The sequence below is a fragment of the Chryseobacterium taeanense genome, assembly GCF_900099685.1.
Lineage (GTDB): Bacteria > Bacteroidota > Bacteroidia > Flavobacteriales > Weeksellaceae > Chryseobacterium > Chryseobacterium taeanense.
The window spans coordinates 112,919-131,716 of record NZ_FNDW01000011.1; the positions used below are offsets into that span (position 1 = coordinate 112,919).

Annotated in this window: 15 protein-coding genes; 6 read left to right on the forward strand and 9 right to left on the reverse strand. The window is 34.8% G+C overall.

Annotation, left to right across the window (positions count from 1 at the left end):
• Positions 1-74 precede the first annotated feature (74 nt).
• From BLR30_RS14440 to BLR30_RS14450, 3 genes are all read right to left on the reverse strand, one after another.
• Entirely contained in the window at positions 75-2,267 is a 2,193-nt protein-coding gene (locus BLR30_RS14440; RefSeq protein WP_089860405.1) for a B12-binding domain-containing radical SAM protein, read from the reverse strand.
• A 120-nt stretch (positions 2,268-2,387) separates the two neighbouring features.
• Complete coding sequence (locus BLR30_RS14445; RefSeq protein ID WP_175443673.1) at positions 2,388-3,659, reverse strand: aminotransferase class I/II-fold pyridoxal phosphate-dependent enzyme; 1,272 nt, start codon at positions 3,657-3,659, stop codon at positions 2,388-2,390.
• Between the two features lie 74 nt (positions 3,660-3,733).
• Entirely contained in the window at positions 3,734-4,771 is a 1,038-nt protein-coding gene (locus tag BLR30_RS14450) for a PLP-dependent cysteine synthase family protein (RefSeq protein WP_089860411.1), read from the reverse strand.
• A 223-nt stretch (positions 4,772-4,994) separates the two neighbouring features.
• On the opposite strand from BLR30_RS14450, the gene BLR30_RS14455 reads away from it, so the two are divergent.
• From BLR30_RS14455 to BLR30_RS14470, 4 genes are all read left to right on the forward strand, one after another.
• A complete protein-coding gene (locus BLR30_RS14455) occupies positions 4,995-8,480 on the forward strand; it encodes a glycosyltransferase family 117 protein (protein WP_089860414.1) in 3,486 nt (1,161 codons plus the stop codon).
• Positions 8,481-8,569: 89 nt separating this feature from the next.
• Complete coding sequence (locus tag BLR30_RS14460; RefSeq protein ID WP_089860417.1) at positions 8,570-10,057, forward strand: LTA synthase family protein; 1,488 nt, start codon at positions 8,570-8,572, stop codon at positions 10,055-10,057.
• Positions 10,058-10,102: 45 nt separating this feature from the next.
• The gene (locus BLR30_RS14465) at positions 10,103-10,636 is read left to right on the forward strand and encodes a DUF1697 domain-containing protein (RefSeq protein WP_089860420.1); all 534 of its coding nucleotides are present in this window, start codon (positions 10,103-10,105) and stop codon (positions 10,634-10,636) included.
• Positions 10,637-11,166: 530 nt separating this feature from the next.
• The gene (locus tag BLR30_RS14470; RefSeq protein WP_089860423.1) at positions 11,167-11,508 is read left to right on the forward strand and encodes a helix-turn-helix transcriptional regulator; all 342 of its coding nucleotides are present in this window, start codon (positions 11,167-11,169) and stop codon (positions 11,506-11,508) included.
• A gap of 14 nt (positions 11,509-11,522) precedes the next feature.
• On the opposite strand, the gene BLR30_RS14475 is transcribed toward BLR30_RS14470, so the two are convergent.
• Positions 11,523-12,254, reverse strand: coding sequence for an MBL fold metallo-hydrolase (locus tag BLR30_RS14475; RefSeq protein WP_089860426.1), 732 nt, complete (start codon positions 12,252-12,254; stop codon positions 11,523-11,525).
• Positions 12,255-12,450: 196 nt separating this feature from the next.
• On the opposite strand from BLR30_RS14475, the gene BLR30_RS14480 reads away from it, so the two are divergent.
• Both BLR30_RS14480 and BLR30_RS14485 read left to right on the forward strand, forming a co-directional pair.
• The gene (locus BLR30_RS14480) at positions 12,451-13,149 is read left to right on the forward strand and encodes a DsbA family oxidoreductase (protein WP_089860430.1); all 699 of its coding nucleotides are present in this window, start codon (positions 12,451-12,453) and stop codon (positions 13,147-13,149) included.
• Between the two features lie 55 nt (positions 13,150-13,204).
• Positions 13,205-13,786 carry a 5'-methylthioadenosine/S-adenosylhomocysteine nucleosidase family protein gene (locus BLR30_RS14485; RefSeq protein WP_089860433.1) on the forward strand — a complete coding sequence of 194 codons (582 nt, stop codon included), beginning with the start codon at positions 13,205-13,207 and terminating at the stop codon, positions 13,784-13,786.
• Positions 13,787-13,798: 12 nt separating this feature from the next.
• Here the strand turns inward: BLR30_RS14485 and pdeM are convergent, their stop codons facing one another.
• From pdeM to BLR30_RS14510, 5 genes are all read right to left on the reverse strand, one after another.
• Positions 13,799-14,443, reverse strand: coding sequence for a ligase-associated DNA damage response endonuclease PdeM (pdeM, locus tag BLR30_RS14490; protein ID WP_089860436.1), 645 nt, complete (start codon positions 14,441-14,443; stop codon positions 13,799-13,801).
• 21 nt (positions 14,444-14,464) lie between these two features.
• A complete protein-coding gene (locus BLR30_RS14495; protein ID WP_089860438.1) occupies positions 14,465-15,850 on the reverse strand; it encodes an MATE family efflux transporter in 1,386 nt (461 codons plus the stop codon).
• Between the two features lie 95 nt (positions 15,851-15,945).
• Positions 15,946-17,130, reverse strand: coding sequence for a sigma-54-dependent transcriptional regulator (locus BLR30_RS14500; RefSeq protein WP_089860441.1), 1,185 nt, complete (start codon positions 17,128-17,130; stop codon positions 15,946-15,948).
• Between the two features lie 56 nt (positions 17,131-17,186).
• Positions 17,187-17,846, reverse strand: coding sequence for a YggS family pyridoxal phosphate-dependent enzyme (locus tag BLR30_RS14505; protein WP_089860444.1), 660 nt, complete (start codon positions 17,844-17,846; stop codon positions 17,187-17,189).
• A 56-nt stretch (positions 17,847-17,902) separates the two neighbouring features.
• Entirely contained in the window at positions 17,903-18,769 is an 867-nt protein-coding gene (locus BLR30_RS14510; protein WP_089860447.1) for a polysaccharide deacetylase family protein, read from the reverse strand.
• Positions 18,770-18,798: the final 29 nt, after the last annotated feature.

The window sequence follows — 18,798 nt, forward strand, 5'->3', positions numbered from 1 at the left end:
CATAAAGAAAACTCTTGAAGCTATTTCAGGAGTTTCTTTTTTATAGCTCAAATCCTTTCATCAAATGGATAAATTTACAAACTCAAAATCACACCATTTTCTTTCAATTGCTGTATCGGTTTTGAAAACCAAAACAATTCAAAGTCTTCAAATTTTTCTTCGAAATTGGTCTTAAGTAATTGAAGAGTAGGTTTTTTCGGATTTTGAACAGGATATTCATTAAACATTTTCAATAACCATTCTGCATATGAAGGTTCAAGATCAATGCTTATAATATTGGTTTTTAAGTGTATTGTAATTCTCTTATACGGGTATTCGTATTTCTTTTTTGTTTTTACGCGATTCTCAGCGATTACGTTTTTGGCTAAAAAAATAATTTTTGAATTTCCTTTGAATGCAAAATCATTGTTTTCAAGCAAAGCATCATAAATATAATCAGGGTGAATGGTTGTTCTTGGAATTTTAAAATCAAACCACTCCTGAAGGGGAAGTTCAAAATTGATTCCGTGCATATAATTAAATAAAGATTTTTTTAAACCAAAACTAAATTTTCCATGATCGATTCCTGTGCGGTCTGTAAAATCAACATCGTTGTTGGCAAAAAGAATTTCCTGTTTTATTGGTGTAACTCCGAATTCTTCAGGATTTAATCCGACAGGCGAATGAGCAGTCATGGCAAACTGATGCCAAAATCCACTTTGTAAAATTCCCATTTCGAATAGTTGGCGAACCATTTCTAGGGAGTCTACAGTTTCCTGAACAGTTTGTGTCGGGTAGCCATACATCAGATAAGCATGAATCATGATCCCGGCTTCAGTGAAATTTCTGGTTACCTTCGCAACTTGTTCGACAGAAATTCCTTTGTCAATCAATTTCAGCAAACGGTCACTCGCCACTTCAAGTCCTCCTGAAACCGCAACACATCCGGAAAGTTTTAACAGGAAACATAAATCTCGGGTGAAGCTTTTCTCAAAACGGATATTCGTCCACCATGTTACGACAAGATTTCTTCGCAAAATTTCCAAAGCAATTTCTCGCATTAAAGCGGGTGGGGCAGCTTCATCCACAAAATGAAATCCTGTTTCTCCGGTTGTACGGATCAATTCTTCCATTCGGTCAACTAAAATTTTTGCTGAAATAGGCTCGTAGATTTTTATGTAATCTAAAGAAATGTCACAGAAAGTACATTTTCCCCAGTAACATCCATGAGCCATCGTCAGTTTGTTCCATCTTCCGTCACTCCACAAACTGTGCATCGGATTGGCAATCTCAATAACGGAAATGTATTTATCTAATTGTAAATCAGAATAATCGGGAGTTCCGATTTCTGACTGTTTATAATCATTTCTTGCGGAATTATTTTTATAAGTAACCGTGTCGTTTTCGATCAAAAAAGTTCTTTTGACTTCGACAGGCTCAGTCTCCTTGGAAATTATATTTTGATAGAGCAGTTCGATCGGAAGTTCTCCGTCATCCAAAGTAATAAAATCAAAAAATTCAAAAACTCTTTTATCTTTTACTTCCCGCAATTCGGTATTTGGAAATCCGCCACCCATTGCAGTTTTGATCTGAGGAAAATTTTCTTTGATTAATTTTGCGCACCTAAATGCTGAATAAAGATTTCCGGGGAAAGGAACCGAAAAACAAACTAGTTTAGGTTGTATCAATTCTAATTTTTCATGAAGGATTTTTAAAGTAAAATAATCAATAAATGTCTGATCTCCAGACAATTTTGAATATAATTCATCAAATGAATTAGCACTTTTGCCTAAACGTTCGGCATATCTGCTGAAGCCGAAATCTGAATCAATATTTTCAATAATATAATCTGATAAATCTTCTAAATACAAGGTTGCCAAATGTTTAGCTTTATCTTGTAATCCCATATTTCCGAAAGCAAATTCCATATCATCAAGCTGGTTAAATCTTGAAGCTTCCGGAAGGAAATTCATTGAACAGATTTGTCTTGCCAGTGTAGGTGTCTTACCCTGCAAAAAAGAAATAACCTGATCAATCGTTTTTATATATTCATCTCTTAATGTATAAATCCGTTGTGAATTTTCTGAAACATTTTGAATATCAATCTGTTTATCAAAAATACTCTGAAGTCCGGTTCTGGAAAATAACTCTAAGATTACTTCAATTCCCAAATCTACCTGATAGCTTGAAATATTTTTTGTATTTAAAAATCCTTTAATATAGGCTGTGGCGGGATATGGAGTATTAAGCTGCGTAAAAGGCGGAGTGATAAGAAGAAGATCTTTCAATAGAAAATTTTTGCAAAGTTATATAATCTTTATGACTTGAAGAATTCTGAAATCGAGGTTTTCTTTATATTATTTCAAAAAAAACCACTGATAATTCAGTGGTTTTAAATATTGTATTTATTAAATTTCTTTAAAGCTTAAACCCTGTTCAGCTAATAATTTTTGTTCCTGATCTTTATAATATCCACCAACGAGTTTATCATGAATAGCTTCAAAAGCAGCAAGTGTTTCATTAATTTCAGAGTCAGTGTGCGATGCTGTCGGAATTAATCTTAGTAGAATCATTCCTTTAGGTATTACAGGATAAACCACTACAGATGTGAAGATTCCATAGTTTTCTCTCAAGTCTTTCACTAAGAGTGTTGCTTCTACCGGAGTTCCCTGCATCATCACCGGAGTAACACAAGTGTTGGTATCACCGATATTGAATCCTCTTTCTTTCAAACCGTTTTGGAGTTTGTTTGTATTTTCCCAAAGTTTAGCTTTGATTTCAGGTCTGGTTCTCAATAATTCCAATCTTTTTAATCCTCCGATTACCATTGGCATAGTTAGAGATTTTGCAAAAATCTGAGATCTCAAGTTAAATTTCAGGTATCTGATAATTTCTTTATCACCGGCAATGAATGCTCCGAATCCCGCCATTGATTTTGCAAAAGTAGAGAAATAAACATCAATCTGATCTTGGCAGCCTTGCTCCTCACCAGCTCCGGCTCCTGTTTTTCCAAGAGTTCCAAACCCGTGTGCATCATCTACCAGAAGTCTGAATTTATATTTTGATTTTAATTCACAGATTTCTTTTAACTTTCCTTGTTGTCCTCTCATCCCAAAAACTCCTTCTGTAATCACAAGAATACCTCCTCCGGTTTCTTCAGCTACTTTCGTTGCTCTTTCTAGATTCTTTTCAAGGCTTGCGATATCATTGTGTCTATAGGTAAATCTTTTTCCTGAGTGAAGTCTTACTCCGTCAACGATACAAGCATGAGAATCAACGTCATAAACGATAACATCATTTCTTCCTACCAATGCATCGATGGTAGAAACCATTCCCTGGTAACCAAAATTTAATAAATATGCGGATTCTTTTTGTACAAAATCTGCCAGTTCTCTTTCTAATTGAAGATGCTGCTGGGTCTCCCCGGACATTGCTCTTGCACCCATCGGATAGAACATTCCGAATTCTGCAGCTGCTTTTGCGTCAGCTTCCAACACTTCCGGATGGTTACACATTCCCAGATAATCATTAGCACTCCAGAAAATAACTTCTCTTCCCTGAAACTGCATTCTGGGTCCGATTGGTCCTTCTAATCTTGGGAAAATAAAATACCCTTCACCATAATCTGCAAATTGTCCAAGAGGTCCTGGATTTTGTTTTATTCTGTCAAAAATATCCAACATTTTATTACTATTTTTAATTAAAAAAGCCTTTTATAATTACAAAAGGCTTGATTTGTATAAATTGTTTGTCTTTATTTTATGAATTCTGTTTTGAAAACTTCATCGTAATTGTGAACACAATTGTTGATGAATCCCTGTTCTTCCATCCATTTATCACTATAAACTTTTGTAATATATCGTGATCCGTGATCCGGATAAATAAGTACAACTAAGTCATTTTCATTAAATTGATGAGATTGTGCGTACTGAATTAAAGCTTGAGTAACCGCTCCGGTTGTATAGCCTCCCATGATTGCTTCTTTTAAAGCAATTTCACGCGTTCTATAGGCCGACATTTCATCATTAACTCTTACAAATTCATCCACTTTATCAAAAAGTAGAGCAGAAGGGATAAGATTTTTTCCCATTCCTTCAATCTGGTAAGGATGAACATCTTCTTTATGAATTTCTCCTGTTTCGTGGTAACTTTTAAGAATAGATCCGTCTGCATCTACACCTATAATTTTAATATCAGGTTTTTTTTCTTTTAAGAATTTTGCGGAACCTGATAATGTTCCACCAGTTCCTGTACACGCAAAAAGATGCGTAATTTTACCTTGTGTCTGTTCCCAGATTTCAGGACCTGTGGTCTGATAATGGGCATCAACATTCAATTCGTTGAAATATTGATTGATGTATATAGAATTGGGTGTTTCTAAGGCAATTCTTTTCGCTACTTCATAATATGATCTTGGGTCATTCGCAGGTACATTCGCAGGGCAAATATAAACTGTAGCACCAAGAGCTTTAAGATAAGCGATTTTCTCTGGCTTTGTCTTATCACTTACTGCAAGGATACATTTATATCCTTTAATGATACAAACCATCGCGATCGAAAATCCTGTGTTTCCGGAAGTAGTTTCTACAACTACAGAGTCTTCTCTTAATAAACCTTTTTTCTCAGCGTTTTCTATAATGTGAAGTGCGATTCTGTCTTTAGTGGAATGTCCAGGATTATATGATTCTAACTTGGCATAAACGGTTGCAGGAATATCTTTCGTCACAGTGTTAAGCTTCACCATAGGAGTATTTCCTATTAGGCCAAGTATATTATCGTAAACATTACTCATTATTTGTTATTTTTCAATAAAAATCTGTCGGCAAAAATACAAAAAAATAAATTTATTTCTAAACTTTTGTTTGGTTTTCTAACCTCTAAAATAGATAAAATTTTTTTTTCTATCATTATCCAAAGATGAAAGTTTTCAAAAAGTAAGCCAAAACCTTTAAATTTTGTTAAAAACAGCCTCAAATCATATAAAAGCCTTATTTTCGCGTAATTGATTTAATACTATGAAAAATTGGGCTTTCAGGCAATGGAACACCGTTCTCGGATGGGTTATTTTCGCCATTACATTTATTACGTACTTGTCCACCATAGAACCGAATTTCAGTTTTTGGGATTGTGGCGAGTATATTTCTTCTGCAGTAAAACTTGAAGTAACGCACGCTCCTGGAGCGGCTTTATTCCAGATTGTGGGTGCTGTGGCAGCCATTTTTGCTTTAGGAAAAGGCGAAAATTATTCTATCGTGATCAACGCGATGTCCGCATTGTTTAGTGCGTTTACGATCTTATTTTTGTTTTGGACGATTACGCATTTCGTAAGAAGACTTTTAAACAAAGATTTTGATGAAATTACAAAACATCAGGAAATTTCTATTCTTTTTGCAGGAATTGTGGGTGCTTTATGTTTCACTTTCTCAGATACATTCTGGTTTTCTGCAGTTGAAGGGGAGGTGTATTCCATGGCATCTATGTTTATCGCACTCTTAGTCTGGTTGATTACGAAATGGGAAAATGAGTATTTGGCAGTGGATAATGAAAGATGGATCATCTTAATTTTCTTTATTTTAGGACTTTCTGTAGGTGTTCACATGATGTGTATGCTGGCGATTCCTGCGGTTTGCCTTGTATATTATGCAAGAAAATATACATTCACCTGGAAAAATTTTATATGGGCAAACGTGATTACTTTAGTTATTCTGGCAGTCGTTTTTAAAGGGATTTTTCCATTTATCATGACGATGTTCGGAAAGCTTGAAATTTTCTTTGTGAACGGATTAGGACTTCCGTTTCATTCAGGGACAATTGCCGCATTTATCATAATGATTGCCATCTGCTATTTCCTAATTTCCTATACCAGAAAAATGAAGAGAAATGTGTATCAGACGATTGCTTTATCAGTTGTTTTTATGATGATCGGGTTCTCTTGCTGGATGGTGATTCCTATCAGAGCAAACGCAAATCCGCCAATGAACCTTAATGATCCGGACAACGCAATCGGAATGTTGGATTATTATAACAGAGAACAATATGGTGACTGGCCGACAATTTATGGTCAGAATTACACAGCTTATCTTGATGCTAACGGAATTGAGAAAAATGAAGATGGAAGTTTTAAGACTGAAAAAACCGGTGAAATCTATGAAAAAGACGAAAAAACCGGTACTTACAGAAAGACAGGTGACCGTTTCAATTATGTATTCAATAAAGCGCACGTAGGCTTCATGCCGAGAATGTTTAATGAGGATAAGGATGTGATGTCCAATTATATTTCCATGTATGGTGCGCCTGATTTTACCTTTAACTATTCAAATGAAGATGTTGCGGACAGTCCTGAAGCTAAGCAGATCTTTGATGAACTAAGAAAAAAATATGAGAATGGTACGATTACCGCTTCAGATTATTTAAAAGTACGACCTTACAATCTTCTGAATGTTCAGAGACCTTCTTTGGGACAGAATTTAGATTATTTCATCACTTTCCAGAACGGATATTATTTTGTAAGATACCTGATGTGGAACTTTGTAGGCCGACAGAATGATCTTGAAGGAAATATGGAAAGTACGAGAGGAAACTGGATTTCAGGGATTCCTTTCATTGATAATGCACTTTGGGGAAATCAGGATAAGATGCCGGCTAAGTTTAAAAATGAAAGTACGGTAAAGTTCTTCTTTTTACCTTTGATTTTAGGACTTATTGGATTCTTTTTCCAGTTAAATAAAGATTTTGGACGATTCTACGCTATGCTTTCGATTTTTGTATTGATGAGCGTTGGAATTATTTTCTATACAGGGGTAAAACCTTTTGAGCCAAGGGAAAGAGATTATGCAATGGTGGGTTCATTCTATGTTTTTGCGATATGGATCGGTCTGGGAGCAGGCGCTATTCTCTGGTTCTTACAATCTAAAATTAAATCAAACGTAGCAAATATTGTTGCAGGAGTGGTTTTATTGGGAGTACCTTTCATGATGGGATTCCAAAACTATAATGTACATAACAGACACGACCGATATACAGCTTACGATTACGGATATTCTGTATTAAAATCATTGCCTAAGAACGATATTTTATTTGTATATGGTGATAATGATACTTATCCGGTTTGGGCTATTCAGGAGACTGAACAATTGAGAGATGATGTAAAAGTGGTTAATTTTACTTTAGCATCTACTCCGTGGAATATCGATCAGATTAAAAGAAGAACTTATAATGCGGCACCGGTTCCGGGAGTATTAACGCATGATGACTACAGAGACGGGGTAAACGATCAGATCTATATGATGAAAAAGGCAGACTGGGAAGGCCTTTTCTCTATGCTGAAAGAACAGGGTGCACCTGAAACGGAATTTGCGGAATTCAGAAAATATCTTACTCAGGATTCAATGACAATGAAACAGGCAATAAGTTTCCTTAAATATTCATCTCCTGCGAAAAATGAGCTTCTCAAAATGTATTTCGGTGAAGAAAAATATGAGAAATACAATATTCTTCCGGTAAATAAATTCATTTTGCCTGTGAATAAAGAAAATGCAGTAAAATCAGGAATCATTAACGCGGCTGATCTTCCGAATGCCGTAAATCAGATTATGATTACTTACAAGGCAAATACATTGTATAAGAACAATTTAATTATGCTTGACATCCTGGCAAACTTTGATTGGAAAAAGCCAATCAGCTTTTCTTCAGGAGGAATTTATGACAGTGAAAATATTTTCTATCTTGATGAATATCTTCAGTTTGACGGATTCAGCTATCGACTGATTCCAATCCACACACCACAGACACCTGACGGTGAAATGGGAAGAGTAGATCCTAATTCTCTATATAATGTGGTTAAAAATTTCAGATGGGGTAACTTTAAAAACCTGAATAATCATTTTGACGAAACGGCAACTTCAAACATTATGAGCTACAGAGCTTCAGCAAGCAGAGCAGCAGCAGCTTTAGCAACAATGGGACAAAAAGGAAAAGCATTGGAACTTCTTGATCTTGCATCCAAAGAAATTCCTGCAGAAAAATACAATGATCCTCGTTCATTAAGTTCAATGGTTTACGGATACATCGTATCAGGACAGGAAGCTAAAGGATTAAAGCTTGCAGACGTTCTGAAAAAAGGAATCTTTGATGAGTACGATTATTATATGAGCCTAAGCAAATCAGATCAAAGCTATCTGAGAAGACAGATCAGAACAAAACCAATGGAATATTCCTTAGTAGTTTCAGCTGTCACAGATGGTTATACAACAATCGGAAGGAAAGACAAAGCTTATGATTACCTTGTTAAATCCATTGAGCCAATCGATAAGAAATTCAATACATTCATTGAAAATCTAAAAGAAATGGGCAAGGAAAAAGCAATGAATGAATCTGAGCAGGTACAGAAGATCACGCCTTTCTACCAATATTTATTTGATGTGATGGAACCTTTTGATTCTACTTACTCTAAAGAAAAAGAGGCACAGATTACCAATTCGATTATTAAAGCAACGCAATAATAACAAAACTTAAAACGGAACTTCGGTTCCGTTTTTTTTATGTTGGGATTGAAAAGTTTAAATTATATTTGCTAATTCAAAGAAGCACAATGGCAGAAATAAATAATCAAAAGATCCCGATTTATGCTGTATTAGGTACAGTCATCTTTAAACTGTTATTTTTACTCACTCATTACATTCAGGAAGATGCATTCATTACTTGGAGAGTGGCACAGAATCTCCTTGATTACGGAGTGATCGGATTCAATGGAACTACAAAAATTTCTGCATCCACAACGCATCTTTATGTTTTTCTGTCCTATGTTTTTAATTTGATTTTCGGAAAAGAAAATTTTATAGAGCCGCTTCTCATTTTCAATTCAATCCTTTTTACAATCGGAAGTCTTTTTCTTTCGCATCTGCTGTTGAAGAATGTCTGGCATAAAGCAATTTTCATTTTTTTAACCGGAATTTTACCACCTGCTATAAAAATTTCTATCCTGGGAATGGAGTACGGACTTCTTTTCTTTCTGGAAATGACACTGTTATATTATGGCTTTTATAAAGGTAAAAAATGGGCGTTGGTTATTTTACCGATTTTAATTTTATTCACAAGAATTGATACGGTAATCTTCTTGGGAGCAGTTTTTATAATCGATATTTTATGGAACAAAAAAGTCAGATGGCTGTATATTTTAGGAGGAATTTTGGGAATTACATCTGTTTTGGCTTTCAATGAACTGTACTTTGGTGAGTTGGTTAATAATACCATTATAGCTAAAAAAATTGCTTACGACAATCATTTTACATTTCAGCAGAATCTGGAATATTTTGCACAGAATTTCGGGAATTTCTGGGGAATGCTTAAACTTCCGGGAGACTTTAATCCACTAACTGTTTTTCTGCTGATTTTTGAATTGGTATGTTTCATTTATTTAATCAGGCAAAAAGATCAGAGGAATTATTTTCTTTGGATAATTTTTGTTTTCGGGTGGGCCAAACAGTTGATTTTTCTTTCCCAAAGAAGTCTTTTCGACTGGTATTACTGGGTTCCGCAGATATTACTTTTTGTTCCGGTTTTAATTTTAATTTTAGAACAGAAGGTAAAAAAATATTTATGGATTTCATTATTTATTATTTTTTACATTATGCCAATGCTGATCTTCCAAACCATACATTCTATAGCGACCGGTAACGGAGAATGGAATTACAGAAGAGAAATCGGATTATTTTTACATCAGTATGAAAAAGACAAAAATCAATGGATATTTTTAGAACCTGCGGGATACATTCCTTATTTTTCTGGTTTAAAAACTATTGATGAAGTTGGCTTGGTAGATAAAGGCGTACAACATGAAATTCTGAAAGACAAACCGAATTTCTGGATCAATACGGTGAAGAATAGAAAACCTAAATATCTGCTCACTTACGACGATTTGTACGAAAGAAAAGATGCAGAATATTTCCGAACCCATTATAAACTTGTGAAAGAATTCAGAATTAAAGACCATCTTAAAAGCGATTATCGGATTATTGAAAAGATTTATATCTTAAAACCTTCCGGGTCAGATTATAATTTATACCAAAGAATTGATTAATTTGGTGGAATATTTAAGCAAAATTTTGATCCTAAAAAACAAAAAATGAAATATTGTGCATTTCTACGTGGTGTTAATGTAAAAGGAACGAGTATGAAAATGGCTGAAGTCTGTGAAGTTTTCAAAAAAGCGGGCGTAAGTGAGGTAAATTCGGTTTTGGCTTCCGGGAACATACTTTTTTCATCAGAAAAGAATCCTGAAGAATTGAAGCAGATGCTTGAAAAATCAATGTCTGAACATTTTTCGTATGATGCATTTTTATTCATAAAATCACAGAACGACATAGAAAATTTCTGGAGCGGAAATCCTTTTCTTAAAAATGACAATCTTCATTGCTATGCATTTGTAGGAAATGATGGAGTAGAAAATATTTTAATGAAAGAATTTGAAACAGGTTTAAAATCCGAACAGGAAGATGCAAAAATCGTTAATCATATTTTCTATTGGCAGATTACCAAAGGAAATACGCTGGATTCTTCTTTCGGGAAAATTTTAGGCAAGAAAAGCTTGAAAGACCAGTTTACAAGCAGAAATATCAACACTTTTGAAAAGATCTTAAAAGCTTTTAATAAAAATTAATTTTTTTGTTTTCTCATAAAGTTTATCAAAAATACTCATATCACAGCCTTCGGTCTAGAATCGTCTTTGATTCAGATCTTTAAGACTTTATGTCATTCATAATAAATATAACTCATATTTTTTCTAGCTATTGATTATAATCATAAAAAAAAAAATTATAAAACTATAGTTTTGTTTCAGATTAATGAAATATTAAACGGCCTGATGTAGCGGATAAGGAAAGCACTAAGCATTATTCGTGGTATGTATGTGGTATTTTAATTCAAGAAAATTATACTCATTTTTTCTTTTCTTTGCCTTTATTTAAAAATGTAATCGCAGCTTGTGAGAATATTTTTAATATGAAATGTAATAAACAGGAAAACGTAATTACTACTAATGCAGATTAATTTTCACTATGATAAAATATCAAGCATATAATGAAACTTCTAAAAAATAAAGTGATATAAAACTTTACTGAAGTTAAAACGGAGAATGTTATGCCGAGCTTATGTAAAAGCAGCAGGAGTTAGTAGAGATGAGAAAATATTATGAGAAACGAAAAAACTGAATTCAATTTAGAAGATTTAAACCAAAAGATTTTCGTACAGGATGAAATCCTGGCGTTGGCAAAAGAAAACTCACCGCGACTGCTGAGTAAATTCAGATTGGTGGATCCTGATTTTTTTAAAAAATTGTCTTCCATTCAGTCCAATTTAAAAAATTCTGAACTGATTTTCTGTATTTATTTAAAACTTAATTTAACGACGAAAGAAATTGCAAAGTACACTTTCGTTACTCCTAAAGCTATTCAGAATAGGAAAAACAGACTAAGAAAAAAATTAAATATTGCATCAACAGTTGATATTTACAAATGGTTTAATGAAATTTAAACCATTTTTTCTTTCTATAGTTGTAGGATAGACTTATTCAGATCATGGTATAGCAAAATTTTCCAATGATTTTCAGTTGCTTCCTTCTGCCATTTGAGTCTCAGCTCCATAGCCTTTCTTCCGTCAAAATCACTTTTATATGCGAGATGATATTTTAAATAAGATTCCTGAGGAAGATTATCCGCACCATAAAAGACTGTTTCGTCTTTTTCCTTAATCAGGAAGACCTGCATAAATGGCGTATGACCACCTGCTACTTCATAATATATTTCGTCTGTAATTTGCCCGCTGTCTTCACTCATCCAGACAATGTTTTCAAGTTCAATCAGCTTTTCAAGCGTATCAAAATCAAAAGAATAATTACCGCGGTTTTGCAGGGCAAAATCCAGTTCGCGTTTCTGGATGTAGATTTCAGCGTTGGGATAAGTTGCTTCAAATCCGTTTTCAGTGCGTGTTATTGTTGTTTCAATATGATCTTTATGAAGATGGGAAAGCAATATCTTAGTAATCTGCTCAGGCTTGATATTTTCCTTTTCCAAAAGTTCAGAAATTACTGTTTTTCCATTTTCGTTTGCCCAGCCGATTCCTGCATCAAGAAGGATCGTATCTTTTTCGGTGATAATAAGAAAAGGAGTTACAGACATTTTTATTCCTTTTAAGAAAGTCGAGTTTTCTTCTGTTAAAAGCGTGAAATCTTTAGTTTTATTTGTAGAAAAGTTTCCTTCTTTTAATGGTATAATTTTCATGGGACAAATTTCAGGATAATTTATGATCTCTGAAAAGTTTTCTGTCAATTTAAACCATTGCTAAAACCGATAAAATCTTGATTTTTCTTAGTTCAAAATAAGTATTTTTGTATTCATTTTTAATAATTCCTGCAGAAAATTATTTAATCGATTAAGTCTTCTGTAAAAGGAAAAACTTTTAATTAAAATAAGTCATATGAAAATAGAAATCTGGTCGGATGTGATGTGTCCGTTTTGTTATATAGGAAAAAATAATTTTGAAAAGGCTCTTGAAGGATTACCTTTTAAGGATGAAGTGGAAGTAGAATGGAAAAGCTTTCAGCTTGATCCGTCTTTAAATCCGGTTGAAATCAAAACAACAATGGAGTATTTCAAAGAAAAAAAAGGATTTCCCGAAGCACAGGTAAAACAGATGATAGGGCAGGTATTACAAATGGGGAAAGATGCGGGAATTGAATTTAATTTTGAAAAAGCATTGATTACCAATACTTTTTTAGCTCATAAACTATTGCATTTGGCTAAAAAATATAAAAAGGCCGACAAGATGGAAGAAGCACTTTTTATTGCCCATTTTATTGACGGAAAGAATGTTGGAGATAAAGATACACTCATTTCCATTGCGGAATCTTTAGGACTTGATAAAGATGAAGCTCAGCAGGTTTTAGCATCAGACGAATTTAATGATGAAGTACAGCGTGATTTTTCGGAAGCTCAGAATCATAGAATTTCAGGAGTTCCTTTCTTTATTCTGAACGGAAAATATTCAGTTTCCGGAGCGCAGCCTTCAGGTTTTTTTGCAGAAGCTCTTCAGCAGACATATAATGAGACGGCTGGCAAATTAAAGGATATTTCATCCGGAGAAAATTCATGTGATGCAGACGGCTGCAGTATTTAAATTCGTTCTTCTTACAGACAGCTTTTTTACATTTTAAAATTATTCAGTTTTTGTTATGATTAAAATAAACGAAGATCAGTTTTCCTTAGATGAAACTCTTTTTGTTTTTGCTTTAGACTCTGAAGCCGGAAAGGTTTTTAACGATAAAAATAAACTCATTACAGGCATCGGAAAGGTAAATGCCGCAATGGAATTAACCAAAGAAATTCACCGAAGAAAGCCAAAGTTAATTGTAAATTTAGGTTCTGCCGGAAGCAAAAACTTTCATAAAGGAGAGGTTGTCTGCTGTACCAGATTTATTCAGAGAGATATGGATGTAAGAGGACTTGGATTTAGTCTGTATGAAACACCATTATCGGGAATTCCTGCTGTTTTGGAATACGGATTGAAAAAAGAGGGCTTGCCCGAAGGAATATGCGGAAGCGGCGACAGCTTTGAAATGAATCATTCGGAAAAAGATTACAATATTGTAGATATGGAAGCCTATCCGCTGGCACTGATTGCTATGAAAGAGAAGATCCCTTTTCTCTGCCTGAAATATATCTCTGACGATGCAGGAAGTGACGCTGCTGATGACTGGACGGTGCAGGTTCATCTTGCTTCGGAAGCGTTTGATAAAATTTTGTTTGAGCAATAAATAACATAGAAATTACATCTCGTAAATTTCCGAATCTGTAAAAACGTAGAATCTTCCTTTTTTGGGAAGATTTTTTGTATCTAAACCTGTAAACTCGCTAAAAGCAGGCAAAAGCAGTTGGTTTTCCGTGACAACAAAACAAGGCAGTTTTATTTTTTTTACCACAGAATTAATGACAAATCCCGGGTGGATATGACCGGTAATCCGAAATTTCTCATGTTTTTTTTCAAAATCATGAATCAACATGAAATCATCAATTTCCAGTGATTCCGATTTAAGATTTAAACATAATTTTGATTCCAGTTTTTTTGAAATTCTATCATGATTGCCTTCGATCAGATGAAACTGAAGATCGGTGTATCGGCTTCTCCATTCGCAGAATTCATCAACATCAGAGTTGTCGCCGGCGTGAAGCAGATCACCGACAACAATGAATTTTTCAGGTTTAAAATATTCAATAAGCACCGAAAGTCTTTCCAGGTCATTTTTCATAACCTGATTGGCAAGTGCAATTCCGTTTTTTCTGAAATGTGCAGTTTTTCCGATGTGCAGATCCGACAGAATAAGGGCTTTCTGCTGTTCCCAGAACAAAGCCCTTTGATTGGTGAGGATAAAGTTTTGATATCGGATCTTTATGCTTTTTGTCTGTACATTCATTCTTTACAGGAATATTGATTTTTAAATAGGATTTTTCAGATCGGCTTCCATGCTTTTTCCGATTCTTTTTGCTGATAAATTGAGAAACCTCTTGACAAGAAATAAAGCGGAAATAGTAAGCCCAAGACCAAGTGCAATCCACATTCCGAAAGCTCCCATATTTAAAGTTACACAAAGAAAATATCCCAATGGAATTGTAATGATCCAATAAGCGATAAATGTGTATATTGAAGGGATTTTTACATCCTGCATTCCTCTTAATGTACCTAAAGCCGTCACCTGTATTCCATCTGAAAGTTGAAATAAAGCAGCAATAATCATCAGCTTTGCAGCCAGTGCGATCACCTCGGTTTCTTCTTTTTTAGTGAAAAAGGTCGGCAGGATATTTCTTCCTAAAATAAAAACAACTCCACAGATGGCCATGAAGATAAAAGCTATTTTCACATTATTGATTCCGACTTTTCTTAACTCAATAAAATTTTGTTCACCAAGCTTTCTTCCGATCATCACGGTAGACGCAACACTGAAACCGATGCATAAATTGAAAGTGAATGAAGCCATACTTAATGCAATCTGGTGAGAAGCGATATCATGAGCTGAAATCAATCCACAAATGAAAGCGGCACCGGCAAAAGCGGTAACTTCAAAAAACATCTGCAACGCTGTAGGCAATCCTAAACGAATCATTTTCTCAAACATTTTTTTTGAAAAAGTTTCAATCTTCAACGAAAAATCTTTGATGTAGCGTCTGGTTTTTGTTTGTTTTAAAAGTACAAAATACAGAAATACCACCATGAAAATTCTGGCGATAAGACCTGCTAAAGCAGAACCTTTCACTCCCATCGGCGGAAATCCGAAAAGCCCTTTGATAAAAACATAGTTGAGAACAATATTAATCACATTGGCTATGATCGTAGCTTTTGTTACTCCGATGGTATAGGATAAACCTTCAGAAACTTCTCGCAAAGTCTGAAATGCCATAAAAGGAACAATGCTGATCGCCATGATCGTTAAGAAATCAACAGTATCCGGAATAATTTTATCCGGTTGCCCGGAATGATAGAGTAGAGGCATCCCTAAAAGTAGTACCGTCATCAATAAGATTCCTACCGTCATATTAATAACGAAGCCATGACTGAATACCGAATTGATTGTGCTGTGGTCATGCTTGGAATGTGCTTCCGAGACCAGTGGAGGAATTGCAAAAGAAAATCCTAATGCCAATACAAACATAGAGAAAAACACAGCATTTCCCAATGAGACGGATGCCAACGCATCAGCTCCCAGTAATTTTCCTACGATAATATTGTCAAAAAGATTCACCGAAACCTGTCCTACCTGCGTCAGCATTACCGGAAGAGCCAGCGTAAGGCATTCTTTCGTATAGTTTTTATGTAAAAAGTTCATAATCTTTAATGGTTCATATAGTTTTTATTCAAAAAAAATTGCAGTAACTAAATGATACTGCAATTTTTATAATTTATGTAAAATAATACTTTACATTATTTCCTTACAAAACTTGCAACATCTTCAGCAGAAACTGTATTGCCTCCAAGGATGATTAGCCTTTCGACAACGTTTCTGAGTTCTCTGATATTTCCTGTCCATGAAAGTGATTTTAAAGCTTCAATAGCTTTATCATCAAATTTCTTCTTAGCGGTGCCATGTTCGTCAGAGATGATTCCTGCGAAATGTTCTACCAGAGATTTGATGTCTTCTTTTCTTTCATCCAATGGCGGAACATAGATTTCAATCACAGAAAGTCTGTGGTAAAGATCCTCTCTGAATCTTCCTGCTTCAATTTCCTTCTGCATATTTTTATTAGTAGCGGCAAGAACTCTTACATCTACCTTTATTTCTTTATCGCTTCCTACAGGAGATACTTTACTTTCCTGTAAAGCTCTTAAAACTTTAGCCTGTGCAATAAGACTCATATCACCGATCTCATCCAAGAAGATGGTACCACCGTTAGCCTGCTCGAATTTTCCTTGCTTATCCTTGATTGCTCCTGTAAAAGAACCTTTTACGTGTCCGAATAGTTCAGATTCGATTAATTCGGAAGGAATGGCGGCACAGTTTACCTCTACCATCGGACCTCTGGCTCTGTCACTCTGATTATGAATGGAGTGGGCTACAAGCTCTTTTCCGGCTCCGTTTGGTCCCGTAATCAAAACCCTTGCGTCAGATGCGGCTACTTTCTCGATCATATCCTGTATCTTTTTCAGGCCTTCGGATTCGCCGATCATCTGATATTTTTTGCTTACCTTTTTCTTAAGCGTTTTGTTTTCTGTCTGAAGATTTTTATTTTCTTTTTTCAGGGTTTCTTTCGCTAAAGCATTTTTTACGCTGGTAATCAGTCTGTTGATGTCGATTGGCTTTGAAATAAAATCATAAGCACCGTCTCTGAGGCAGGAAACTGCAGAATCGATATCGGCATGTCCTGAAATCATAATAAAAGTAGATTCCGGCTTTATGGATAGACTTTGCTTTAAAAGCTCTGTTCCTGAAAGTTTAGGCATTTTAATATCTGAAATCACCAATGCGAAATCTTCTTTTTCGATTTGTTTGTAGCCTTCGAGGCCATCTTCAGCAATCACGAATTCATAATCGGTAAGTTCGTCGGAAAGAATACTTTGAAGTACTCCTGAAATTGTTTTTTCGTCTTCTACAATAAGGATTTTTTGCATAGTTGCAAATTTAGATTTTTTTGATTGAATTATTAGCAAAAACCATACCTAATCATCTATTTTGAATAATCTCTTCTTCCGAAAATTGCTGATCCTACGCGTACTGAATTGGCTCCGCATTCAATGGCAGCAGGAAAGTCATCGCTCATTCCCATAGATAATGTTTCTAAATGTTTTAATTGATTTAATTCGTCAAAAAGTCTTTTTAGTATTAAAAATTCTTTTTTTATCTGGTTTACATCATCGGTAAAAGTTGCCATTCCCATTAATCCTGTAATGTTGATATTCTGAAATTCTCCGCTAAGAAATTGCTCAAAAATGCTTTTGGCTTCATGAATGTCCAGCCCGAATTTACTTTCTTCTTCCGCTATTTTTACCTGAAGCAACACTTTGATTATTCTGTTGTGCTTTGCTGCTTCTTTATTGATTTCACGAATCAGCTTTTCCGAATCAACACTTTGAATGGTATCAATAAATTCAGCAATATATTTTACTTTATTGGTTTGCAAATGCCCGATCAGATGCCATTGAATATCTTTTGGCAAAAGCGGATACTTTTCCGTCAATTCCTGTACCTTATTCTCACCAAAAACTCTTTGCCCCAGATCATAAACTTCCTGAATGGCAGAAACCGGATGTGTTTTAGAAACTGCTACCAACTGTACATTTTCCGGGAGCTGTTTTTTTATAGTGCTGTAGTTTTCCTGAATATTCATATCTGCAAATTTCCGAATTTTAAATTAAATTTTATCAGATTTTCATTAATGAAATATTAATTCAAAATTTCATTAATTCCAGGATAGTCTGATATCTTTCTAAAAACAAAGCGATTGCTTTTTTGAAGTTTCTCAATAAAAAGATCAAGCTCATTGATAGAGTCTGCGTCTGTTAAATACTGGTCGTGAGTTAAAAACACCAGATGTCTGGACGTTTTTTCAAGATCGTTGAAGAAAATACTGTCCACTTTTTTCAGCATGGCTTCGTGATTTCCTTTTAAAGACATTTTATTTGTAGGTTTCCATTCAAGATCCCAGCCAACAAGTTTGTAGCCTGCTCTTTTCAGGCTGTTGGCAGCTTCTGCTGAGCTTTTGAGATCGGTTACGGTAATATCATTAAGTCTCCAGATGTTTCTTCCAGGTGTTCTCGCAATTTTATTATAAAGTTTTAAGCTGTCTTTTGCGGTATCAAAATCATGGACCACTTCAACAGGATCTTTATAAAAGCTCGCATATTTATTATGAGCATGGGTGAAACTGTGATTGGCAATTTCAATTAGCTTGTCTTTTCTCAGAAGTTCAAAGTCTTCTTCTTGTTTTTTGCTTCCATACGCATGTTTTCCGACCACGAAAGCAGTGGCACAAATGTTTCTTTTATGAAGAATGCTGAGAAGATTTTCTGTTCCCCGGTTAGGGCCGTCATCGAATGTGAGATAAATAACTCTTTTATCGGAAGGATTATTTTCCTCTTGAGTTTTGGGGACAATTTTTGCGACGGGATGATCTTTCTGAATCGTTTTTTTCGATTCTTTCCTGCTGTTTTCCTGATTACAGCTGTTACATAAAATCGAAGTTGCACTCATCAATGCAAACATCCCTAGAAAAGTCTTTTTTACAGACTTTTCCGCAAAAGTTTTTGTCATAAAGTTTAATGGAATTTATTGTTAAAAAT

Coding starts and splice junctions, on each gene's coding strand:
- BLR30_RS14505 (WP_089860444.1), bottom strand. CDS start 17,846: ATGAATATTCAGGAAAACTACAGCACTATAAAAAAACAGCTCCCGGAA.
- BLR30_RS14455 (WP_089860414.1), top strand. CDS start 4,995: ATGAAAAATTGGGCTTTCAGGCAATGGAACACCGTTCTCGGATGGGTT.
- BLR30_RS14485 (WP_089860433.1), top strand. CDS start 13,205: ATGATTAAAATAAACGAAGATCAGTTTTCCTTAGATGAAACTCTTTTT.
- BLR30_RS14470 (WP_089860423.1), top strand. CDS start 11,167: ATGAGAAACGAAAAAACTGAATTCAATTTAGAAGATTTAAACCAAAAG.
- BLR30_RS14465 (WP_089860420.1), top strand. CDS start 10,103: ATGAAATATTGTGCATTTCTACGTGGTGTTAATGTAAAAGGAACGAGT.
- BLR30_RS14480 (WP_089860430.1), top strand. CDS start 12,451: ATGAAAATAGAAATCTGGTCGGATGTGATGTGTCCGTTTTGTTATATA.
- BLR30_RS14450 (WP_089860411.1), bottom strand. CDS start 4,771: ATGAGTAATGTTTACGATAATATACTTGGCCTAATAGGAAATACTCCT.
- BLR30_RS14510 (WP_089860447.1), bottom strand. CDS start 18,769: ATGACAAAAACTTTTGCGGAAAAGTCTGTAAAAAAGACTTTTCTAGGG.
- pdeM (WP_089860436.1), bottom strand. CDS start 14,443: ATGAATGTACAGACAAAAAGCATAAAGATCCGATATCAAAACTTTATC.
- BLR30_RS14495 (WP_089860438.1), bottom strand. CDS start 15,850: ATGAACTTTTTACATAAAAACTATACGAAAGAATGCCTTACGCTGGCT.
- BLR30_RS14460 (WP_089860417.1), top strand. CDS start 8,570: ATGGCAGAAATAAATAATCAAAAGATCCCGATTTATGCTGTATTAGGT.
- BLR30_RS14500 (WP_089860441.1), bottom strand. CDS start 17,130: ATGCAAAAAATCCTTATTGTAGAAGACGAAAAAACAATTTCAGGAGTA.
- BLR30_RS14475 (WP_089860426.1), bottom strand. CDS start 12,254: ATGAAAATTATACCATTAAAAGAAGGAAACTTTTCTACAAATAAAACT.